This window comes from Proteus sp. G2609, assembly GCF_963896135.1.
Lineage (GTDB): Bacteria > Pseudomonadota > Gammaproteobacteria > Enterobacterales > Enterobacteriaceae > Proteus > Proteus mirabilis.
Genome location: NZ_CAWQNB010000009.1, coordinates 70,463 through 93,790, shown reverse-complemented (window position 1 = coordinate 93,790; position 23,328 = coordinate 70,463). Strand labels below are relative to the sequence as shown.

Sequence of the window (23,328 nt, the reverse complement as noted above, 5' to 3'; positions counted from 1 at the left end):
AGTGAAATAATAAGCTCTTACTGCTTCTAATAAGGAATTTTTATAATCAATATTTAGCTAATTTTTTATTGTATTATTAATAATAAGCAATATCATTTGTGTTTGTATTATGCCTATAATTCATTAGAAAGAAAATCAGAGGCAAGAATTATGAGTAGTATGTCGGCGACTTTTCCACGCCGTTGGTCCTTTTCTATTGGTGGATTAACTGCCAGTATTGTGTTTCATGTCACCTTGGTTGTTGTTGCTATAGGTTGGATAACGACGAAAGATGAGCAATATGCGGTTTTACCTCCAGCAATGACGATGCAAGTGGGGCTTTATCAATTGGCAAAAGCAGAACCCAAAGAGGTTCCTGTTGGGCCTGAACAGGTGATGTCAGTTCCAGAAGCTGCCGAGCCAGAGCCGATGAAAGAGCAACTTGATGTGCCTAAAATGCCTGTAGTCGAACAGGGAACTTATGAGCGAGTTGCGGAAAAGCCAAAGGTGAAACCCGTGGTTAAGCCTAAGCCTGTCGTGGTAAAAGTGCCTGATGATCTTCCCGTTTCAGAAGCGCCAGCAGATACCACAACCGCCCCGTTATCGGGTGAGAACGCGACCAGTAGTGCTGATTTTACCAGTACCGCTTCATCATCTCGCAGTGGCCAAATGGGGTGGGAAAGTTTAGTCCATAGCCATATTGATATGTATAAACGTTACCCTCGTGCAGCATTACGTTTTAAAGCGACGGGAGTGACACAAGTTGAAATTTCGCTCAATGCAAAAGGTGAGTTATTAGATGTGAGTATACAAACCTCGTCTGGTAATCGTATCCTTGATAAAGAAGCGATTAACACTATTAAACGGGCATCGCCATTTCCGGCACCTGAAAGCCACCGTTTAGTTAACGGCTCTTTCTCATTTATTGCGCCCTTGAGCTTTGACTATCGGCAAAGTAGTTAATATCGTCATTGAATAGTGTAAACCAATAAAACGTAAAGAGATATAATAAAAAAGCAGAGGGTGAGCTCTGCTTTTTTGCGTTCAGCTAAATAATGATTACTTAGTGATGCGTTTATATTTCATGCGACGAGGTTGGATAGCTTCGTTACCTAATGTCCGTTTTTTATACTCTTCATATTCAGTAAAGTTACCTTCAAAGAATTCGACTTTACCTTCATCTTGATAATCGATGATATGGGTGGCGATACGGTCTAGGAACCAACGGTCATGGGAAATGACCATAGCACAACCTGGGAATTCTAATAGCGCATTTTCTAAGGCGCGTAGCGTTTCAACATCCAGATCATTGGTCGGTTCATCGAGCAGCAACATATTGCCGCCGACTTGGAGAAGTTTCGCAAGGTGTAAACGTCCACGCTCACCTCCGGACAGTTCGCCAACGCGTTTACCTTGGTCAACGCCTTTAAAGTTAAAGCGGCCCACATAAGCGCGACTTGGGATTTCAAAGTTACCAATGCGCATAATATCTTGACCACCAGAAACTTCTTCCCAAACCGTTTTGCTGTCATCCATACTATCGCGGAACTGATCAACAGAGGCCAGTTTCACGGTCTCCCCTAAAGTCACGGTTCCTGAATCGGGTTGTTCTTGACCTGAGATCATACGGAACAGCGTTGATTTACCGGCACCATTTGGACCGATAATACCGACGATAGCGCCTTTAGGAATGGAGAAACTTAAATCATCAATCAGAACGCGATCACCATAAGATTTAGTGAGGTGACTCACTTCTAGCACTTTATCCCCTAAACGAGGTCCAGGTGGAATAAATAGCTCACTGGTTTCATTACGTTTTTGGTAATCAACGCTATTGAGTTCTTCAAAGCGAGCAAGACGAGCTTTACCTTTAGCCTGACGACCTTTAGGATTTTGGCGGATCCACTCAAGTTCTTTTTGAATTGATTTATGGCGAGCGGCTTCAGTGGCTGCTTCTTGTTCAAGACGCGCATCTTTTTGCTCTAACCAAGAGGAGTAGTTACCTTCCCACGGAATACCTTCACCGCGGTCAAGTTCTAAGATCCATCCTGCGACATTATCAAGGAAGTAACGGTCATGGGTGATCGCCACAACAGTACCTTCATAATCATGTAAGAAGCGTTCTAACCAAGCAACAGACTCAGCATCCAAGTGGTTAGTCGGTTCATCTAACAACAGCATATCTGGCTTTTCTAACAGTAAACGGCAGATAGCCACACGGCGACGTTCACCACCAGAAAGATGTTCAATTTTGGCATCCCAATCTGGTAAACGTAGTGCTTCTGCTGCACGCTCTAATTGGTTATCAAGATTATGACCATCGTGAGATTGAATAATCGCTTCTAGCTGACCTTGCTCTTTTGCCAGTTGGTCAAAATCAGCATCAGGATCAGCATAAGCGGCATACACTTCATCAAGACGATTGAGTGCATTTTTGACTTCGCTTACCGCTTCTTCAACGGCTTCACGCACTGTTTGTTGTGGGTTTAATTTTGGCTCTTGTGGCAAGTAGCCAATTTTTAGACCCGGTTGTGGACGTGCTTCACCTTCGATATCGGTATCGATACCGGCCATGATACGCAGTAAGGTTGATTTACCGGCACCATTTAGACCAAGCACACCAATTTTCGCGCCCGGAAAGAAGCTGAGTGAGATGTTTTTAAGGATATGTCGCTTAGGGGGAACAACTTTCCCGACACGCAACATACTATAAACGTATTGAGCCACTATAATTACCCTTTGATTATAAAAGAGATTTTATCTGAAGTGTCAGTTTTTGCGTTAGACACAAAAAAATGTAAATAAGCAATGAATATATGACACCTAAATGAACAATAGTAAAGTCAATGTCAGTATTTTGCCAAAGACCCGAAAACGATGAAAGTCGCCAGTATACCCGATTTATAAAAGAAAACCTTAGGTAAAAGAGAGGTTTTTATCATCCTTGAGTGCTTGTTCGAAAAGTGAGGAAAATTTCATTTAAAGAGGGAACTAACATTGTTAATGATTATCATATTAGCTAATGTATTTATTCTTTGGATGTTTAAATTTGAGGTGGGAGAGGTAACGTGGTTAAGCAAAAGTGGTCCTTCGTCTTGGCAATTAGTACATTGTGTTTCTCTGCGTGGGCACAAGCAGATTCATTAAGTGAACAACGAACACGTTACCAAGAAATTAAAGCAGCTTGGGATGCTAAAGATACAGCACAAGTTGAAAAATTATTACCGACATTACAAGATTATCCTCTTTACCCCTATCTTGAATATCGCCAAATTACCGACAATCTTGATGTGGTCGCTCCGGCTGTGGTGACTGAATTTGTCGAAAAATATCCAACTTTGCCACCCGCGAAAGCACTACCTTCTTTGTTTGTTAATGAGTTAGCAAAACGTCAAGAGTGGCAAAACTTACTGACTTTTAGTCCTAATCCTCCTAAGCCTAAAGCAGCAAGGTGTAACTACTATTATGCTAAATGGGCGACAGGGGATAAACAAACGGCGTGGGTTGGCGCAAAAGAAGCGTGGTTAAACGGTACTTCTATGCCTTCAAGCTGTGATCCGCTATTTGATGAGTGGCAAAAAGCAGGAAATTTAAGCATTGAATTAGTGTTAGAGCGGATTAATTTAGCAATAAAAAGTGGTAATACTGGGTTAGCAACTTATTTAGCTAAGCGATTGCCGATGGATTATCAAACGATTAATGATGCCATTGTTGAACTACAAGATCACCCTAATCTGGTTGCTCGTTATGCCACACAACTTTCACCAACAGATTTTACGCGTAATATTGTACAAGCCGCATTTTCACGTTGGGCGCGAAAAGATGCCGATAGTGCAAGAGCACAGCTTGATAGTATTGCCAGAGCTCAAAAAATGACGACAGCTGAACGCCAATTAATGCGTGATACGGTCGCTTGGCAATATATGCCATATGCCACACCAGAGCAGGCTAAATGGCGTGATAGTGTGATACAAGATACCGCTTCAGATACCCTGCGTGAGCGTCGTGTGCGTTTAGCGTTAAGCCAAAATCAGCCCGCAGAATTAGCTTTATGGTTAGAAAGATTATCACCTGAAAGTAAAAATAAAGAGGAGTGGCGTTATTGGCGAGCGATGGTGTTGCAATCGCAAGGTAAAAACAGTGAAGCACAAGCGCTTTTACAAGAACTAACACAACATCGCGGTTTTTATCCTATGGTGGCGGCTGAAAAGCTAGGTAAACCTTATGTTATGGTAATAGACAAAGCGCCAAGTGTTTCACCCACAATTCCACAGCAACCTGAAGTGCAACGAGTACGCGAATTAATGTATTGGCAAATGGATAATTTAGCGCGTACTGAGTGGGCAAATTATGTTGCCACCCAGCCTGCTACCACACAATCTCAACTAGCGCGTTATGCTTTTGAGCAACAATGGGCTGACTTAGCAGTACAAGCAACGATTACTGGTAAAATGTGGAACCATTTAGAAGAGCGCTTCCCACTTGCATGGCAAAATGAATTTGAACGATATACGAAAGATAAAGCGATAGATCGCAATTATGCGATGGCGATCGCTCGCCAAGAAAGTGCATGGAACCCACAAGCTCGCTCTTCAGCTGGGGCAACGGGTCTTATGCAAGTGATGCCGAAAACCGCAGAGTTCACGGTAAAACAAGCAGGTATTACCGGGTATGCAAGTAGTGCGCAACTGACAGATCCGGTTAAAAATATTGAAATTGGTACCGCTTATCTTGATTCTGTTTATCAGCGTTTTAATCAAAACCGTATTTTATCTAGTGCTGCCTATAATGCAGGTCCTGCACGGGTTGACCGTTGGTTATCTGATGCTAATAGCCAACTAGATGCTATTGCTTTTATTGAGAGCATTCCTTTCGCAGAAACGCGCGGTTATGTTAAAAATGTACTCTCATTTGCGGTGTTTTATAGCTATTTTGCCGGAGAGCAACAACCGGTATTAACTCAAACTGAGTGGAATAGTCGTTATTAATGAGATAATTAAGCGATTTATTAATGGAACCTCTTTGTCACAGGATAAAATATGCTATAGTTTGTACTAGTTTATGAGTGTGGCTAGAAGAGGTTCCCACTATGCTAGATCCTGCATTATCACCAGAAGAGAATGAACACTGGGTACGTTTTGTTGAGTTATTACGCCAGGCGTTTGAACAGGGAGTTGAATTTCCTGTTTTACAACTTTTAATGACGCCAGATGAGCGCAGTGCATTAGCAACAAGAGTGCGTATTGTTCAAGAGTTAATGCGTGGGGAATTAAGTCAGCGAGAGCTAAAAGAGCTATTAGGGGTTGGCATCGCCACTATTACCAGAGGCTCTAATAGTTTAAAAACAGCACCCCATGATGTGAAATTATGGCTTGAAAAAGAGCTTATGATAAAAAAATAATTGCCTATTCGTTAGAAATAAAAATGCCATTTAATCAGTTGGTTAAATGGCATTTTTCTAAAATAGCGACAAGAGGACTATTTAATCACTCATTCATCATCTTTTTTGTTAAGTTGTTTATAAATATCATGAGTGACGGGGACTAAAGCTAATACAATCGCTTGTTGGTAAACAGAAGTGCGACTTAATAAACCATCAGTAAAATAACCAATAGCGCCACCTTTTTGCTTAATATTATCAATCTTGGTTAAAAATGCCATTTCATCGCCAAGTTCACGACCTTCACGAACACCTTTTAAGATCTGTTCCGGTAGCATTAAACTGGCTGAGCGAGATTCACCGCGAATTTGCTCGTGTTCGATAACAATCCAAGCAAAGGTCATATCGTCTTCAATACCCGCTTCAACACCTACCCAAAAGTCAGCTTCTGGACGTACTTGTCTTGCGGCCATCACACGTTGGCGTGCGCCAGTTCTCGTTTCTGTATTTCCAATAGGTTGCTGTGGAACGCGGCTATCGACATTAATATCTTCAATATCAAAGGTATCTTTACCGAACACTTGCTCAAAGGCGAGTTTGATCGCGTTGATTTTTGCTGGATTCGTAGTGGCTGCAATGACATGATACATAATGAGTTAATCATCCTTTGAAAAATTAGAGCAGTATAACGGAAAAAATGTATGTTACAGGTCTATCTTGTTCGCCACGGTGAAACTGAGTGGAACGTGGCGAGACGTATACAAGGGCAATCTGATAGCCCACTAACAGCAATGGGTGTGCGACAGGCACAACAAGTTGCTGAAAGAGTAAAATCAGCAGGTATTACCCACATAATTTCTAGTGATCTTGGCCGGACTTGTCAGACGGCAGAGATTATTGCACAAGCTTGTCGCTGTGACGTAATCACGGATCCCCGTTTGCGTGAACTTGATATGGGCGTTCTTGAACAGCGAGAGATCGCCACATTAAATACACAAGAAGAAGCTTGGCGCAAGAGTTTAATTGATGGTACACCTGATGGACGAATTCCCCAAGGAGAATCCATGGTGGAATTAGCTAATCGTATGCAGGCTGCTTTAAACAGTTGCTTGGCGTTACCAGAGCATAGCCGTCCTTTACTGGTGAGTCACGGTATTGCATTAGGTTGCCTGCTAAGTACTGTGTTAGGCCTACCTGCTTACGCTGAACGACGTTTAAGACTACGTAACTGTTCAATTTCACGAGTGGACTATCAAAACAGTCCTTGGCTCGCTAATGGATGGGTAATCGAAACAGCAGGGGATGTGAGTCATCTTACTGATATCGCTCTTGATGAAGTACAGCGCTAATGACAATAACAGACTCTCTTTGCTGTAAAAGAGAGTCTTATTGTTAGGCCGTTTCGCGTTTAATGGGAATATAATACTCAAAACGCTTAATATGATCTTGTGGCTCGGCGGTCATCACATTGTCATAGTGCACTTCTTTAAGATAATACTTTTCAATATCATGTCCTTTACGGCGAGTAAGCCCCATGGTTGGCAAGCAAACACCATAAATTAAGAATAAAAACTCCTGCATGGCGCCTCGTTTTGCCTCTCCCTCGAAGTCAAAGCGAATATAATCGCCAGCCTCTAATATGACTTCATAAGCAGTATCATCTTCTACAAAACTCGCATAAGCAGGCTCAACGGCGGTGGTGTAGATAACGCGCTGTTCATCTTCATGCTCATCACTGTGTTGCGTATGGTGCAAGCCATAAACCTCATGAGGGATAGTGTTTACCTTAGTAATATAATTTTGCCAAAATGTCTGACGCATATCGGAACAAGCATTGGCCCATTGTTCTAGTGTATGGCTACAAGTTTGTTCAATACCAATCAATTTTATCTCCGGTAATTGCACATATTCCCATTTAGGCAAAGGCTGAGGATCTAATTTTATTGGAGGACAAATACCAACAGCACACCACTCATCAGAACGGCGATATAGGGCTGGAGTTCTATCAAACTGCTTTTTAAAGGCGCGAGTAAATGTTTGTTGAGAATCAAAACGATATTGTAAAGCGATATCTAAGATAGGACGACTTGTTAAACGCAATGCCACAGCCGCGCGAGATAGACGCCTCGAACGAATATAAGAACCAATCGCTTGCCCCGTTACTTCTTTAAACATGCGTTGTAGGTGCCACTTAGAGTAACCCGCTTTAGTTGCGACATTATCGAGGGATAGTGGCTGATCCAGATTATTGTCAAGCCAAGCGAGTAAATCACGTATGATGTTGGTTTGATCCATACATCTCCCTTAGTCATATTCGTTTATTTATGCTGTAGATGGTAAATAGCCTGAACGTCTATAACAAGTTATATTGTTAGATAAAGATGAAATATAGTCTTTTTCAATGAGTCATGTATACAAATTATTCTACCAGTTAACAAAAGTTTGCTTTATCCTAGACAAAATCATTCTTTCTTCTTTTTATGGAATAAATTTAATATGTTTAATTTCAAAAAGATACTCGCACTTTCTATCTTGCTTCCTATGTCAATAATGGTGAAAGCTGAAGAAATTGGTTATGTCGATACGGTTTTTAAGTTTTTTGGTGCCAATCATAAAATTGTTATTGAAGCTTTTGATGATCCTGAAGTCAAAAATGTCACTTGCTATTTAAGCCGTGCTAAAACAGGGGGCATTTCCGGTAGTTTAGGGCTTGCTGAAGATACCGCCGATGCAGCTATTTCTTGCCAACAAGTAGGGCCAATCGAATTAAGCGAAAAAGTCTTAAAAGGTAAAAATCGTGGTGATGTTGTTTTTCAAAAAAGAACGTCACTGGTCTTTAAAAAGCTACAAGTGGTGCGTTTTTACGATAAAAACCGCCATGCACTGATATATCTTACTTACTCTGATAAGGTTATCGATGGCTCACCGAAAAATGCCATTAGTGCAGTACCCATCATGCCATGGAAAGAGTAATTTTTTTAATTAATTAACAAAATTAATAAGATTAAGTGTAAGAAATTTTTTTAGTTGATAAATTAGTTTCTATTTAAAATAGTCGCTAAGATCAATTTTTATCTTTTATGTTTTAATAAAGAAAAACCCCGAAACTGAAATCCGGGGTTTTTAGCATTATTTTTTACTAGGGTAACACTGATATCACTCGTCTAAATCACCACAGAAACGATAACCTTCACCATGGATAGTGGCGATAATCTCAGGTGTATCAGGGGTTGATTCAAAGTGTTTACGAATACGACGAATGGTAACGTCTACAGTACGATCATGAGGTTTTAATTCACGACCCGTCATTTTTTTCAGTAATTCTGCACGAGTTTGGATTTTTCCTGGGTTTTCGCAGAAATGTAACATCGCACGAAACTCACTACGAGGTAATTTATACTGTTCACCTGTAGGGCTAATAAGAGAGCGACTATTAATATCTAGCTCCCAACCATTAAATTTATAGCTTTCAACTAAACGACGCTCTTCTGTGCCATTCGCTAAATTCATAGTGCGTGACAATAAGTTACGAGCACGGATAGTTAATTCACGAGGATTAAATGGTTTAGTGATGTAATCATCGGCACCAATTTCAAGGCCTAAGATTTTATCAACTTCATTATCACGACCTGTTAGGAACATTAATGCAACACTTACCTGTTCACGTAATTCACGGGCTAATAGAAGACCGTTTTTACCAGGAAGATTAATATCCATAATGACCAGATTGATATCATGGTCGGACAGAATATTATGCATCTCGTTGCCATCAGTGGCTTCGTGTACGATATACCCTTCAGCTTCGAATATGCTTTTCAGGGTATTACGAGTAACTACTTCATCTTCAACAATCAGAATGTGCGGGGTTTGCATATTTGCTACCTAAAATTACCAAAAATAGAAAAAGGATATCTGTGTGTAACTTCTGTGTGTGCAAGGTGTGTGGTTATTCATTTTTGTTATTAGCACGCCAAAATTAGACCCAGATGAAAATTCGATAAATAACCATCACGTTATTAATTACAAACATGACCTATTTTACTGACAATGGACGTTAAAATCAGAATGTAAAATGCCCATAGTCTATTAACAGCAATATAACACCTGTTGTATTAAATACCATCTAAAAAGCTAACTTTTGTTGACACATATCAAAATCAAGATAACAGCTTAACCTTGATTTCAATAGTTAACTATATAATTTGATTTATGTAATGCAAAAGAAAAATATATGTTAAATATAGTGAGATTTTATCTTTTTACCAGTTTTGTTACAAAAAAAGAAGTGAAATAAAATACCTTATTATTTGTAAAAGTACAAATGTCTAAGTAACTCTTAAATGGTAGCGTTATTTTCTGTAACTCCCCCTTATTAGTAGTAATATGTATACTACAATATAAGTAATGCTCGAATAAATTTTATTTAAATTGTAGGTAAATTGAGGCAATAGAAAAGAAAAAATTTGACATCTCTCTCGCTTTGCTTTAACCAGTATAGGGTCAAACTAATTTTGAGACAGACAGGATTGTTATGCGTACTTACAGCCCAGTGACTATGAATACAATTATTACCACCACCACCACCGGAATTTTATATTGCGGGGCGGGCTGTCGCATATAAAAAACAAAAAACGAAAAAGCCCGCATTGAGAAATGCGGGCTTTTTTTTGGCGAAAAATCAGGAGAGCTGTATGCGAGTGTTAAAATTTGGGGGAACTTCAGTTGCCAATGCAGAAAGGGTGCTGAATGTTGCTGATATCGCTGAGAAAAAACGAGAGCAGGGACAAGTCGCTCTGGTATTATCAGCACCTGCCAAGATAACGAATTACTTGGTGGCAATGATTGAAAAAACGGCAGAAGGAGAAGAACCTCTCACTCAAGTACGAGAAGCAGAGCAAATCTTCGCTAATCTATTGCAAGGTTTAAGAGAAAATCAACCTGGTTTTGATTACCAAGGTTTAAAAGACAAAGTTGAGCGTGAGTTTGCTGAGATTAAACATATCCTGCATGGTATCTCCCTATTAGGGCAATGTCCTGATAGCATCAATGCTGCGATGATTTGTCGTGGTGAAAAGCTTTCGATTGCCATTATGGAGTCGGTGTTACAAGCTAGAGGATATAACGTTACCGTCATTGATCCGGTTAAAAATCTCCTTGCTCAAGGTCATTATCTCGAATCGACAGTGGATATTCCTGAATCAACTCGCCGTATTTCCGCCCTTAATATTCCGAAAGATCATATGATCTTGATGGCAGGTTTCACTGCCGGTAATGAAAAAAATGAGCTTGTGGTTCTCGGTCGTAATGGTTCAGATTATTCAGCCGCCGTATTAGCCGCGTGTTTACGTGCACAATGTTGTGAAATTTGGACGGATGTTGATGGTGTTTACACCTGTGATCCACGCCTCGTCCCAGATGCACACCTATTAAAAGGCATGTCCTATCAAGAGGCGATGGAACTTTCTTACTTTGGTGCCAAAGTCCTTCATCCACGCACTATTGCACCTATTGCTCAATTTCAAATCCCTTGTTTAATTAAAAATACGGGTAATCCAGAAGCACCGGGTACGTTAATTGGTGATGGTCAAAAAGATGACAGCACGCCGGTAAAAGGGATCACTAACCTGAATAATATGGCAATGATCAATGTATCAGGGCCGGGTATGAAGGGAATGGTGGGTATGGCGGCTCGTGTCTTTTCCGTGATGTCGCGAGCAGGAATATCGGTAGTATTAATTACTCAATCTTCATCTGAATACAGTATTAGTTTTTGTGTACCGCAAAAAGAGCTAATTAGAGCGCAAAAAGCACTGTCAGAAGAATTCTATCTAGAGTTAAAAGATGGCGTACTTGATCCGTTAGATATTATGAACAATGTTGCTATCATCTCGGTTGTCGGTGATGGTATGCGCACCCTTAAAGGGATCTCAGCCCGTTTCTTCTCTGCTTTAACTCGAGGCAATATTAATATTGTTGCTATTGCTCAAGGCTCTTCTGAACGCTCTATCTCTGCAGTTATTGCCAATGATGCAGCGACGAATGCGGTGCGTTTATGTCACCAAATGCTCTTTAACACTAACCAAATCGTAGAAGTCTTTATTGTCGGTGTCGGTGGTGTTGGCAGCGCGCTAATCGAGCAGATCCATCGTCAACAAGCATGGCTAAAAAACAAACATATCGACCTACGTGTTTGTGGGATTGCCAATTCACGTGCGATGCTAACCAATATGCAAGGTATCGATTTAGATAATTGGCAACAAGCGCTACAAGCAGCTAAAGAGCCTTTTAGCTTTAGTCAGCTTATTCGCTTAGAAAAAGAGTACCACTTCCTCAATCCTGTGATTGTTGATTGCACTTCAAACGAAATGATTGCACAGCAATACGCCAATTTCTTACAAAATGGCTTTAACGTTGTTACGCCTAATAAGAAAGCCAATACGATGTCGATGGATTACTATCATCAAATTCGCCAATCAGCGGAAGCATCACGTCGTAAATTCTTATATGACACTAATGTTGGTGCGGGTTTACCTGTTATTGAAAACTTACAGAACTTGCTTAATGCTGGCGATGAGTTGGTGCAATTTAATGGTATTCTTTCTGGCTCACTCTCTTATATTTTTGGTCAGCTAGATGAAGGAAAAAGCTTGTCTGAAGCGACACTTTCTGCGAAAGAAAAAGGCTTTACAGAGCCAGATCCAAGAGATGATCTCTCGGGAATGGATGTTGCTCGTAAACTGCTTATTCTCGCTCGTGAAGCGGGCTATCAATTAGAGTTGAGTGATATTGATGTAGAGCCTGTTTTACCTAGTTCATTTGATAGTACAGGTGATGTCGAGAGTTTTTTAAACCGCTTACCTCAAGTAGATGTTGAGTTTGATGCTAAAGTTGAAGAAGCCCAAAAGTCAGCGAAGGTATTACGTTATGTGGGGATCATCAATGAGGGGAAATGCCAAGTCAAAATAATGGCCGTTGATGCTAACGATCCTCTCTTTAAAGTAAAAAATGGTGAAAATGCGCTAGCCTTCTACACTCGCTACTATCAACCAATTCCTTTAGTTTTACGTGGATATGGTGCAGGAAATGATGTCACTGCTGCTGGGGTATTTGCAGATGTATTACGTACACTATCATGGAAATTAGGAGTTTAAAGGTGGTTAAAGTTTATGCACCGGCGTCAATTGGCAATGTGAGTGTCGGTTTTGATGTGTTAGGAGCCGCAGTTTCGCCTATTGATGGTCAATTATTAGGAGATTGCGTAACCGTTGAAGCGGCGCAAGAATTTCAACTTCACAGCAAAGGGCGCTTTGTTAGTAAATTACCTTCTGATGCTAAGCAAAATATTGTTTATCAATGTTGGGAGCTATTTTGTGAAAAATTAGGTAAACAATTACCTGTCTCGATGACACTTGAAAAAAACATGCCGATAGGCTCAGGATTAGGATCAAGTGCTTGTTCTGTTGTGGCTGCACTCGTTGCATTAAACGAATTTGCTCATAAACCATTTAGTGAAAGCCACTTATTATTAATGATGGGAGAGCTGGAAGGCCGTATTTCCGGTAGTGTGCACTACGATAATGTCGCGCCATGTTATTTAGGTGGTCTACAACTTATTTTGGAACAAAACGACATTATTTGTCAGTCTGTGCCAGCTTTTGACGATTGGTATTGGGTGATGGCTTATCCGGGGATCAAAGTCTCAACGGCACAAGCAAGGGCTATCCTCCCTAAACAATACGATAAAGCTGATATTATTAATCATGGTCGTTATTTATCTGGATTTATTCATGCTTGTCATACACAACAACCAAAACTTGCCGCAAGCTTAATGAAAGATGTGATTGCAGAGCCCTATCGAACACAGTTGCTCCCTGGTTTTGATAAAGCGAGAGAGGCTGCATTACAAAAAGGCGCGCTTGCATGCGGTATTTCAGGCTCAGGGCCAACGCTGTTTTCTATTACTGATTCATTGGCTATTGCCCAAGATGTGGCGCAATGGTTACAACAACATTATGTACAAAACGATGAAGGCTTTGTACACATCTGCCGTTTAGATACTCGTGGCGCAAGAGAGATAGGGTAAGTAATGAAATTATATAATTTAAAAGATAACCAAGAACAAGTCAGCTTTGCTCAAGCGGTTAAACAAGGTTTAGGAAAACAGCAAGGACTCTTCTTTCCCAAAGACTTGCCTTCATTTTCTCAAGCAGAAATTGATGCGCTATTAAAATTAGACTTTGCAACACGCAGTAGCTGTATTTTAAGTGCTTTTATCGGTGATGAAATTCCTGCTGATGTGTTAGCAAAACGTGTGAATACGGCATTTGCTTTTCCTGCGCCAGTGACACAAATAGAAGAGGATATTAGTTGTCTTGAACTCTTCCACGGACCGACACTGGCTTTTAAAGACTTTGGTGGCCGTTTTATGGCTCAAATGTTATCAGAAGTCGCGGGTGACCAGCCTGTTACAATATTAACGGCGACATCGGGTGATACAGGAGCAGCGGTCGCTCATGCTTTCTATAAGCTAGATAATGTCCAGGTCGTGATCCTCTATCCACAAGGAAAAATCAGCCCATTACAAGAAAAGCTATTTTGCACATTAGGGGAGAATATTCATACTGTTGCTATTCAAGATGACTTTGATGCTTGCCAAGCATTAGTCAAACAGGCATTTGATGATGAATATTTAAAGAACACCATGCATTTAAACTCGGCTAACTCGATTAATATTAGCCGCCTACTGGCACAAATCTGCTATTACTTTGAAGCGGTTGCACAAATTCCAGCTGAAAAACGTCAACAATTAGTCATTTCTGTACCAAGTGGTAATTTTGGTGATCTCACTGCAGGATTACTGGCTAAATCTATGGGATTGCCTGTTAAACGCTTTATTGCAGCGACCAATGTGAATGATACCGTTCCTCGTTATTTAGATAGTGGTAAATGGGAACCACATCGGACAATAGCAACACTTTCAAATGCGATGGATGTTAGCCAGCCTAATAATTGGCCTCGTATTGAAGAGTTATATCGTCGCAAAGGTTGGCTGTTGTCTGATCTTTCGCATGGGGCTGTGAGCGATGAAACGACGGAAGAAACTGTACGTGAACTGGCACAAAAAGGCTATATTTCAGAGCCTCATGCGGCGGTTGCTTATCGTCTATTACGTGATGAGCTACAAGAAGGAGAATATGGGGTATTTTTAGGTACAGCTCATCCGGCGAAATTTAAAGAAAATGTCGAACGTATTTTAGGTGATACATTACCTTTACCAAAAGAATTAGCTGAGCGTGCTGATAAAAAATTACTATCGCATCTTTTACCGGCGGATTTTTCTCAATTAAGAGCATTTTTGTTAGAACGAGCACCTAAATAAATATAATTATTTATATTAATTAATTTTATTTTTATTAAAAAGCTCACTATAAGGGTGAGCTTTTTTATTGTTTTAAATAATTTTATATCCAAATAAAAATAAGAAAATAATCATTTAATGCTAAGGAGAATTACACTAGTTTTTATCTCTTAATGTAATTAATAATAAAGAGGTAGGCTATGGATGGATTTAAGAAAATTAATATCAATGATGATATTGAAAGAATTACACTAGAAATAGTGAAATATATTAAAGAGCATAGTGTTGAATTACCTTTTAATATTGAGTCAGTAAGACGTGTTTTAATTGAGAATTATATTTATATTCTTACTTATAAAAATGAATATGCTGCTAATGATTTTTTAATAAAAATAGAAAGTAATTTATCTCTTTATAATCGGGATAAATTTACTAAAGCGATTGATTTTATTGTAAAAGAGATTAATGCAAGTATAGAGAATTTATTTGTTAATAATTCTTATCTTACAAACAAAAATTATCAAAAGTTAAATAAAATACGTGTTAATTCAGTATTTCAGCACTATCCTTCAGGTTTCTTTCACTTAAAAATAGAAGATAAAGACTTATTTATACAGATAGATAATTCCAATCAATTGTTTAAAATCATTGACTTTGAAGGTACGGTAGAATTCTTTTCTAAAAAAGATGACCTTATTCATACTATTAATCAAATGGTTAAAAACAGTATTGCTGATAACTCTATATCTTACCGATTTTACGCTAAGAACGAATATTTTAATTTCTTTACTCTCGATAAATATTGGCAAGTAACACCTAAAGATATTTATGCCGAAGTTATTAATGATATTAAGGCAAAAAAACAGGTACATATTGATAGTCATTTAACTATTGAATTAATAGATAGTTATTCATATAAAAATATTTTTATTGTTAGAGACTCTAATGAAAACTCAGAAAAAATACTCCATATATATCTTAATAATATTGATGAAGCATTCTTGATTGCCGTAGCTAAACATCGTCAGCTAAAAGAAAATGGTGAACATTTGCTTTATAAATTAGATAAGGATTGGTTCTTTACTAAAATGAAAGATAAATCCGTTAAATATTTTTCACAAACTTCTGATTTATTAATACCATTAGAAAAGATAATGGGAAGAATTAATCTTGTCGCTTCAGCTGAGAATAATTATAATTTTAGCCATTTTGATCCACTTTCAGGGGTATGTTATGGAATAAGTTTGAAATATTTATTGGAGGTTAGAAATAATGGTATAGAAGGAGGGAATAAATATTTACATTGGCTAAAGGAAAATATTAACCTTTACAAGGACAAAAAAGAAAAGATATCTGATAAGCTTGAAAAAATTATATTTGATAGTGTACAAGAATATGAAGTATTAAAATTGATTAAAGAGATCAAGGAAATTAAATTCGCACAGATTTTTCAAATGGAGAGAATATATGAAAAAATAAATTATACAATTTTTGATTTAACAAAGGCGACCGAATACCGAAAAATTTTAGCAGAAAATGGCTTGAAAGCATCGAATGCAAATAGGCTAGAAAGTAGTCTCTCACAAATAAATTATCACTTAGAATATATAATGCAATATTATAATGAATATTATGCGATTATTGCATTTAAAACGCATGCCATTGCTCTTGCTTATAAGAGATATTCTAATAATCATTATAAATTTACGCTATTTGATTCTAATTCTGAATTGACGGAATTTTCTAATATAGAATCAATAAAAGACGCTTTGATAAAAACAATGGGCTCTTATACTCTAAATAAAGCTGATGGAAAAGAATATTTTATAATTGATGAATATAAAATAAATCCTACAACAAAATATCGTAGTTTATGGGATCAAAATGAAATCGAGTTACATAAAGGTATTGCTGAAAATATAAAAAAAATTGGTTTTTCATTGCCTTTTAAAGATGGTGTTGTTGGACGAGTTATTCATTACAGTGAACAGCGTGATCTCATTTTAGAACTTAAAATAAATAGTAAATTAGTTGAAGTCGTGGCCAAAAATGTTTTTGTTGATGAGGGAATATTTTTAGTTAAAAATAATTTAGATAAAATTCTTGAGAATAATAAATCCAGTAAAGTAATTATAATGAGCAATAGTGATGGTATTGATATTCAATTTACTGAATTTAATGCACATCAAAAAATGAGTAAGCCAAAAGGATATCTGGAATTTAATGATGTTTATTATCGAGATTTAATTAAGATTAATAGTTATTTATTAAATGGTAAAAAATCATTTTCATTGAATAAAATTGTTTCATTAATTGATACACTAAGGGGGAATATTTATTTTGATAAAATAACAGCCAGTTTTTCTATAATTGATGAAATTATACTATTTAATCAAAACAATGAAAATATTTCTCTTGTTGATATCCTGAATCAAGTGAAACAGAAAATAGAAGATAAATTATTCTATAGCGATCTCCTTTATGGAAAGGAAAAGTTAATTGCATTAGCACAAAAAAATAGCCTAGTAGCAGCAATTTTTTATCGAATGATGGTTAATGAAATCAATGAAGGTTATACTGGAATTAGTAATTTTATTTATGAGAAAATTATTGATAACCCTTTTTTAATATTAGATAAAAATAGAAATGTCGGGGTTGTTGGTTATGATTATACGATTAATTTTAAAAATAATTATAAAGCGTTAAAAGAAATTATTGATGGTATTGATATTTCTGAAATAAAAAATATTTTTCTTTTAGATGATGAAAATAGACTGCACTTAAAAGTAACTTATCAAAGATTATCAGAATATAGAAACAACAAGTATGTTAATAAGCTTCTTCATTTGATTGAAGATGAAATTGATTCTATAAAAAAAACAGATAATACAGGTATTTATCGTGATTTATATCTTGAGTTTTTTAGCAATCATCAGTTTAATAATAGAGTGATTATTCATGAAATAGCACAATTAGAAAGTTATTTTAATAATAATTATCAGGAGCGAAACCATGGCTATCATCCTAGTAATTTTTATATTAATGAAAATGATCCTCTTACCCTACTAGAAAAGTCATTTAATCAGAACAAAAATGAAATAGATGGTAGTTATCTGTTATTTAATGAAAGTAAAGAAAATTTTGATTTTTTATTTGTTGATAATAATTTTATTACTAGAGATTTTGTAGATAATATTATTATTGAAAGCATTAGTGGCGTTTATCAAGATGATATCGTCATTTATTTCTATAATGGTGTAAAAAGTGAACAATTAACACAATACTTAAAAGATAAACCAGAAATAGGCCGTTTTCTTGATTATTGTTTAAAACATGAAATAAGAGTGATTGCTGCTGGAAATGAAGAATACTTTCCTGCCACCAATGCGCTTGTTAAGCAGAAAAGCCGTGTTGAATCACTACAAAATGTTATTTTACAACATCAATTTGTTGGTGAAAGAACAATTGTTTTTGCCAATAAGGAGACTTTATTTAGTTATCAAAGTGGTCATTTATTTATTGAAGGGATTGCTCAGCGGCTAAATATGCCTATTTATACTGTGACGGATAACAGTCTTATACTTGAAAATGAATACATTATGGTAAAACCGACGACTGAAAGTCAGTTTATTGGTCACCCTTTACTTGCTGATACAGGTGCATCTAATACGCTACTTACTGAAACAGTACCTAATGAGCCTAATACAATGTCTAATAGGCAAAGAGTAGATATTGAAAATAAAAACTATGCTGCAGAAATCTATCAATTCGTCTCACACAATTACACTAATTATAGAGATAATCAAGAGTTTAAGTTAGGTTATCAGAATGAGATTAGCACTATTTTTCCTGACTATTCTGACAATATGACCATTGCTGATATTTTAAATTACATTCAGTTAAATCGCTATCAGATCAATTATGCTCAATTAGGTGCAATTATTAGGAAAGTCGATCAAATTAACCTTAAATATCATAAAGAAAAACTTGCAGAGTTCAGTGATAAAATAATAAATCACGATTTACTTATTGATAATGCAATTGAGAAATATTTTGTTGAATTATCGGCAATATTTAATACGTCAGATAATAGTTTAATAAAAAGGAATTTAATTCAATCACTTTATGATCCCTCTGTTAATAAAGAATTTAACCAATTTTTAATGGATGGAACGAACTTTGAACAGTGGCAAGAAATAACTAATAAAGACTATGGGAACTATAGTTTAACGGAAAGAACGTATCAAGTTATTGAAATTATTCATGCAATTTATGATACTCCTCACTTAATAGATAATTTAAGTGAACTATCTAAAAATAGGCTTAATGCTTTTTTTGATGAGGGTAATAAAGGTATTTTATCACGAGTATTATTGAGCAAAATTTCAAGCTTTGAACTCTATAAAGAGACCATAAATAATTTAAAAAAACTCGCTGTTATCAGTCAGTCTGATGAAGAGATTAGCGCTTTATCACCAGTAGAAGCATTAAATAAACTCAATGAGTTTAAAGGTGAAGTTAACTTAGCCACAAGTGAAGATAGCTCTACCATTTCTTCTAAAGTGGAAATTAATAATCTTGTCATTGACAAAAGATTACTCTGTTATTTAGGTGCAAAGATAAATGGTGAAAGTATCGATGCGATAGATCTTAATCAGATAGAGAACTGGGATAAAAAAATTACTTTTGATCCTCAGCATCTTAATGATTATTTTTTATCTGTGACGGGCAATGAAAAAGATAAAGAAGTTATTGCATTATTACGTTATCTATTAAATAACAAACAAGATAAAATTAAATATTTTCTTTCTCATATGTCCAGTAGAGCTGATTATGTCGCGGCTCATGAAAGATTAATGAAAATAATAGCATTAGGTAGTAAACAGTATAATCAGCAAGATTGGGAAAATTTAAGAATACCTTCATTAAAAATTCCCAGACATATGAGAGTTATCAGTAAAATTGGTTACGCTAATATTAGCTTCGGTATATGGCAATCAATTAATTCAACCTTTATGCTTGCTGAGCAACTTAATAATCCGCTATTAACCCCTCAAGAGCATAGAGAGACCATCAATAATCTTGCCATAACATGGTCAGAAATGGCCTATAATGGCTTATCTGAATTCATTGAAATCGCTTTAGCTAAAGGATTATTAAAGTACCGTAATAATCCTTTGGAGTATATTAGTAAAACCAGCACTCGAATAGGTATCGGGCTTAATATCCTGTCTATTGGATTTGATATCTATAATATCTACGATAACTTTAGCCGTATCTCAGTAGAAAAAAATGAAAAACGACGGATTGACTATATTGTAAATGGCTCTTTAGCTATAGTCTCCGGATTGGTCACTTTGGGGGTTTCTATCGCAATGCTTGCTGGCTCTACGGTCGCGGGGCCTATTGGTATTGTCGCGGGAGCTGTTATCGCCTTAGCCATTTCAATTTATAATGCCGCAAGACTGATAGAAGAAGCGAAAGAAAAAATAGGATTTACACCACTAGAAGAACTTAATAATGGTTTTTATGCATTTTTAATGGGGGATATCTTACCAAGCAAAAAGAATGAAATCGTCTATTTAGAGACAAAATCACAGTTAGAAACCATGATTGACCAAAATGCGCAAGAACATCTTAAAGAAATAAAAAAACAGGAGCCTCACAGTTATTATTTTTATTCGAATGAGAAACAATTTTATGAAGAACATCATTATTATAAAGTGATCCCTCGTATATTGGGGAAAACATTAGATAATATACTTAATCCGTTTGGAGAAATTGTTGTACAACGAGTGGCGAAAAATTTAAGTAAAGAAGAAGCAGAAAAGATAGCTGCGCTTTCTCATTATCTTAGTGTCGAAAGAACGGAATATAAATACTATGTTCCTAAAGAAGCCATCGCAACAGATGAAATTCTCATTTTTGATATGGATTTTTATGTTAATCAATTAAATCGTTATACGATTAATTTTGCATTTGAAGATGATAATCCTGTTTTTGAGGATGAGGTGGATATCTCTTTTTTTGATAAAATAAGAACAACAAAAGAAAAAACATGGCAAAATTTATCATCAGGAGAATTAACAGATGATTTAATTAAATCAACAGCTGAAAAACAATATTTTGAGCCAAGTTGGCGTGAGAATGAGCTATTTTATTTTAATACTTATAATGGGGATGATATTATTGCTGCACCATTAATAACACAAAATATATTTGATGTTCATAATGGGACTAAACGATTAAGTGGAGGAGAAAAAGATGACACCTTTAATGTGTTCACTTCTGAATCTCCTCGTTATGCCAGCCGTTTTTATGGTAGAGAAGGTAATGATACATTACGTATTATTCAGACAGAAAAAAAATATATAGGGTATGAAGTTAACCTATCTAAAAATTATATTAAATTTATCGGGGGAGAAAATAAATCCAATAGCCAGAGTTTTCATGCCAGACTTTTTATCTTTCAAGAGCAAGGACAAATCTATACCCATAAATTAGCGGATACAATGCCTAATATAACACTACAAAAACAACCCGTTATTGCCTATTTAGAGAGTATTGAAAATGTAGTAGGCAGTGAAATAGGTAATGATATTATTTATGGTGACCAAAAAAATAACTATTTAAATGGCATGGGAGGGGTAGATTCATTATATGGATTAGCTGGAGATGATACGCTGGTATTACGGGAAGGTTATGCACAAGGAGGGGCGGGGAATGATAGTTATACGATTCTAAGAGCATCAAATACGGATAATAATGTTAAACAACTTGAAACTATTATTGATGAAGAGACGCATACAGAAGCTAGTCTTATCCAGTTAAATTATACTTTTGATGAAATTACCGCTATTTCTCGTCGTGAAACAGATATTGTTTTTACGCTTAAAGTTAGTAATGATAAAGATCCTGATCAATTTATCGAGCATTTAATTGCATTAAGTCATGTATACCAAGATAAAAATAGTCAATTATTAGCCCATCGATATACCATTGTGACTATGGATGGTTTTATACTTACTATTAATGAAAATAATAATCAACCAAGAGAGGTATCATATAACTTTAGTTATTTAGAAAAGTATAATCAGCAAGAGAAGCTTCAACAGCTTTCTATTAATGACGATAAACACACATTGTCTATTCAATCTGAAAATAAAACTAAACTTATTCAATTATTACCTGAGCTACAATACAGTGGTTTCTCTTCTGGAGAACATTTAAAGCTTAATCTACAGGGTAATAGCGAGAATAATCATTATGCTGGAATTGCGGCTCATTCATCAATTAAACTGAGTCGCGGTTATGACAATTATCAAATAAGCTCATTGCTAGCTAAAAATAGAAATGAAAAGATCATTATTTCTCTGAGTGATAATGATAAACAATTAACATCTGATTGTACTAGTCATTTCTTTTTATCCGATGTGAGTGGATTTGATTTGATGTTTAGTGATGGCGTTTTATCTCATCGCTATAATCCTGATGCTCATATTAAACTTGTTTTCGATACGGAAAGTGTTAGTGCTATTTTTAACTCAGGAATGACACTTCAATTTATTGATAAAGATAATCGAGTTTTTCATTTGCCTAAGCCAGACAGCGGTCAGCGTTTACTGAGCCCCACTATCACTTTGGATGTTAGGTTGAGTCATCAAAGTGATGTTCTGATGATCCCACCCTCCCTACGTTTAAATAAAGAGGCATTATCATTGTATCCTCAGTATTTTCATAGAGAAGAACCATCATCACGTTCAACGCAATTACAGCGTATTATATCCACTCAAACACTAGAGCCTTATCCATTAAAGGTAACAGAATTACTGAGAGATGATATTGCTGTTAATGATAATCAACCTGTTAATTCTATTTTGTCTCTCAATAAACTATTTTCAAACAGATCACAAGATATATTCTCTCAAGCTATAGATTTATTACCAATGATAGAATTAATGGATGGTGATGATATTGTTGTTAATCATAATCAAAGTAGCTCAGTGATTGATGGGGGTAAAGGTGATGATCATATTGTTGTCAATGAAGGGCACCATATTTTAATTGCTGGAGAAGGTAATGATAATCTTAATGGCGGAAGTGGACATGATCTGTTTATTTCAACCTCAGGAAATGATTATCTAGGTGGAGGAAGTGGTAATAATGTTTATGTGGTACAAAAACGTCATGGTGAAGTGACGGTGTATGATGAAGGTGAAATGAGCCATATTTTTGTATCAGGATTATCTGAGCATGAAAAATTAATATCCTCTCAAGCAGGTAAAGATAAACAGTATCGAACGGCTGATAATCAATTTGTCTTGACTGTTAAAACAAACCGAGTAGAGAAAATAGAAACTGATCCTGTGAAGGTTATCGAAAAAGAACAGACATTATCAATGGGATCCCTTGCGACAATTATTCAACAAATGGCTCAATTTAATCAGCAACAACTATCGACGATACAAGGCAGTGACGTTATTCCCTCATCAAACTGGTCGCCTTTAGCTGTGGTCGTTAAGCATTTATAATTTCCCTTGTGACCCAATAAAAATAGCCCTATTTTCAGGGCTATTTTTATGAATTACTATCATTTGATAGCAAAAAATGA

At 36.4% G+C, this 23,328-nt stretch carries 13 protein-coding genes and 1 other annotated feature; of the genes, 9 read left to right on the top strand and 4 right to left on the bottom strand.

Features of this window, described 5'->3' with window-relative positions; translation table 11 throughout:
- The first annotated feature begins 150 nt into the window (after positions 1–150).
- Complete coding sequence (locus AACV01_RS03655; RefSeq protein ID WP_004245235.1) at positions 151–942, top strand: energy transducer TonB; 792 nt, start codon at positions 151–153, stop codon at positions 940–942.
- Between the two features lie 96 nt (positions 943–1,038).
- Here the strand turns inward: AACV01_RS03655 and ettA are convergent, their stop codons facing one another.
- Entirely contained in the window at positions 1,039–2,706 is a 1,668-nt protein-coding gene (gene ettA, locus AACV01_RS03650) for an energy-dependent translational throttle protein EttA (RefSeq protein WP_004248950.1), read from the bottom strand.
- A gap of 341 nt (positions 2,707–3,047) precedes the next feature.
- On the opposite strand from ettA, the gene sltY reads away from it, so the two are divergent.
- Together sltY and trpR are read left to right on the top strand one after the other, a co-directional pair.
- Positions 3,048–4,967, top strand: coding sequence for a murein transglycosylase (sltY, locus tag AACV01_RS03645; RefSeq protein ID WP_012368858.1), 1,920 nt, complete (start codon positions 3,048–3,050; stop codon positions 4,965–4,967).
- 101 nt (positions 4,968–5,068) lie between these two features.
- A complete protein-coding gene (gene trpR, locus AACV01_RS03640) occupies positions 5,069–5,380 on the top strand; it encodes a trp operon repressor (protein ID WP_004248952.1) in 312 nt (103 codons plus the stop codon).
- Positions 5,381–5,469: 89 nt separating this feature from the next.
- On the opposite strand, the gene yjjX is transcribed toward trpR, so the two are convergent.
- The gene (yjjX, locus tag AACV01_RS03635) at positions 5,470–6,009 is read right to left on the bottom strand and encodes an inosine/xanthosine triphosphatase (RefSeq protein ID WP_004248953.1); all 540 of its coding nucleotides are present in this window, start codon (positions 6,007–6,009) and stop codon (positions 5,470–5,472) included.
- A gap of 51 nt (positions 6,010–6,060) precedes the next feature.
- On the opposite strand from yjjX, the gene gpmB reads away from it, so the two are divergent.
- A complete protein-coding gene (gene gpmB, locus AACV01_RS03630; RefSeq protein ID WP_004245229.1) occupies positions 6,061–6,708 on the top strand; it encodes a 2,3-diphosphoglycerate-dependent phosphoglycerate mutase GpmB in 648 nt (215 codons plus the stop codon).
- A 43-nt stretch (positions 6,709–6,751) separates the two neighbouring features.
- Here the strand turns inward: gpmB and robA are convergent, their stop codons facing one another.
- Entirely contained in the window at positions 6,752–7,654 is a 903-nt protein-coding gene (robA, locus tag AACV01_RS03625) for an MDR efflux pump AcrAB transcriptional activator RobA (RefSeq protein ID WP_012368859.1), read from the bottom strand.
- A 201-nt stretch (positions 7,655–7,855) separates the two neighbouring features.
- On the opposite strand from robA, the gene creA reads away from it, so the two are divergent.
- Positions 7,856–8,332: a protein CreA gene (gene creA / locus AACV01_RS03620; protein ID WP_004248955.1), complete on the top strand. Its 477-nt coding sequence runs from the start codon at positions 7,856–7,858 to the stop codon at positions 8,330–8,332.
- Positions 8,333–8,515: 183 nt separating this feature from the next.
- Here creA and arcA read toward each other — a convergent pair whose 3' ends face one another.
- On the bottom strand, positions 8,516–9,232 hold the full coding sequence (gene arcA, locus AACV01_RS03615) for a two-component system response regulator ArcA (protein ID WP_004245226.1): 717 nt from the start codon (positions 9,230–9,232) through the stop codon (positions 8,516–8,518).
- 678 nt (positions 9,233–9,910) lie between these two features.
- Positions 9,911–10,029, top strand: a sequence feature (Thr leader region).
- 21 nt (positions 10,030–10,050) lie between these two features.
- Between arcA and thrA the strand changes: the two genes are divergently transcribed.
- From thrA to AACV01_RS03595, 4 genes are all read left to right on the top strand, one after another.
- A complete protein-coding gene (gene thrA, locus AACV01_RS03610; RefSeq protein WP_004245224.1) occupies positions 10,051–12,510 on the top strand; it encodes a bifunctional aspartate kinase/homoserine dehydrogenase I in 2,460 nt (819 codons plus the stop codon).
- Positions 12,511–12,512: 2 nt separating this feature from the next.
- A complete protein-coding gene (gene thrB, locus AACV01_RS03605; protein WP_041700933.1) occupies positions 12,513–13,442 on the top strand; it encodes a homoserine kinase in 930 nt (309 codons plus the stop codon).
- A gap of 3 nt (positions 13,443–13,445) precedes the next feature.
- Positions 13,446–14,738 (top strand): threonine synthase, encoded by a 1,293-nt coding sequence (gene thrC, locus AACV01_RS03600; protein ID WP_046335271.1) that lies wholly within the window; start codon positions 13,446–13,448, stop codon positions 14,736–14,738.
- Positions 14,739–14,917: 179 nt separating this feature from the next.
- On the top strand, positions 14,918–23,248 hold the full coding sequence (locus tag AACV01_RS03595) for a calcium-binding protein (protein WP_161682449.1): 8,331 nt from the start codon (positions 14,918–14,920) through the stop codon (positions 23,246–23,248).
- Positions 23,249–23,328 lie beyond the last annotated feature (80 nt).

Coding starts and splice junctions, on each gene's coding strand:
- robA (WP_012368859.1), bottom strand. CDS start 7,654: ATGGATCAAACCAACATCATACGTGATTTACTCGCTTGGCTTGACAAT.
- thrC (WP_046335271.1), top strand. CDS start 13,446: ATGAAATTATATAATTTAAAAGATAACCAAGAACAAGTCAGCTTTGCT.
- creA (WP_004248955.1), top strand. CDS start 7,856: ATGTTTAATTTCAAAAAGATACTCGCACTTTCTATCTTGCTTCCTATG.
- gpmB (WP_004245229.1), top strand. CDS start 6,061: ATGTTACAGGTCTATCTTGTTCGCCACGGTGAAACTGAGTGGAACGTG.
- AACV01_RS03595 (WP_161682449.1), top strand. CDS start 14,918: ATGGATGGATTTAAGAAAATTAATATCAATGATGATATTGAAAGAATT.
- arcA (WP_004245226.1), bottom strand. CDS start 9,232: ATGCAAACCCCGCACATTCTGATTGTTGAAGATGAAGTAGTTACTCGT.
- yjjX (WP_004248953.1), bottom strand. CDS start 6,009: ATGTATCATGTCATTGCAGCCACTACGAATCCAGCAAAAATCAACGCG.
- trpR (WP_004248952.1), top strand. CDS start 5,069: ATGCTAGATCCTGCATTATCACCAGAAGAGAATGAACACTGGGTACGT.
- thrA (WP_004245224.1), top strand. CDS start 10,051: ATGCGAGTGTTAAAATTTGGGGGAACTTCAGTTGCCAATGCAGAAAGG.
- AACV01_RS03655 (WP_004245235.1), top strand. CDS start 151: ATGAGTAGTATGTCGGCGACTTTTCCACGCCGTTGGTCCTTTTCTATT.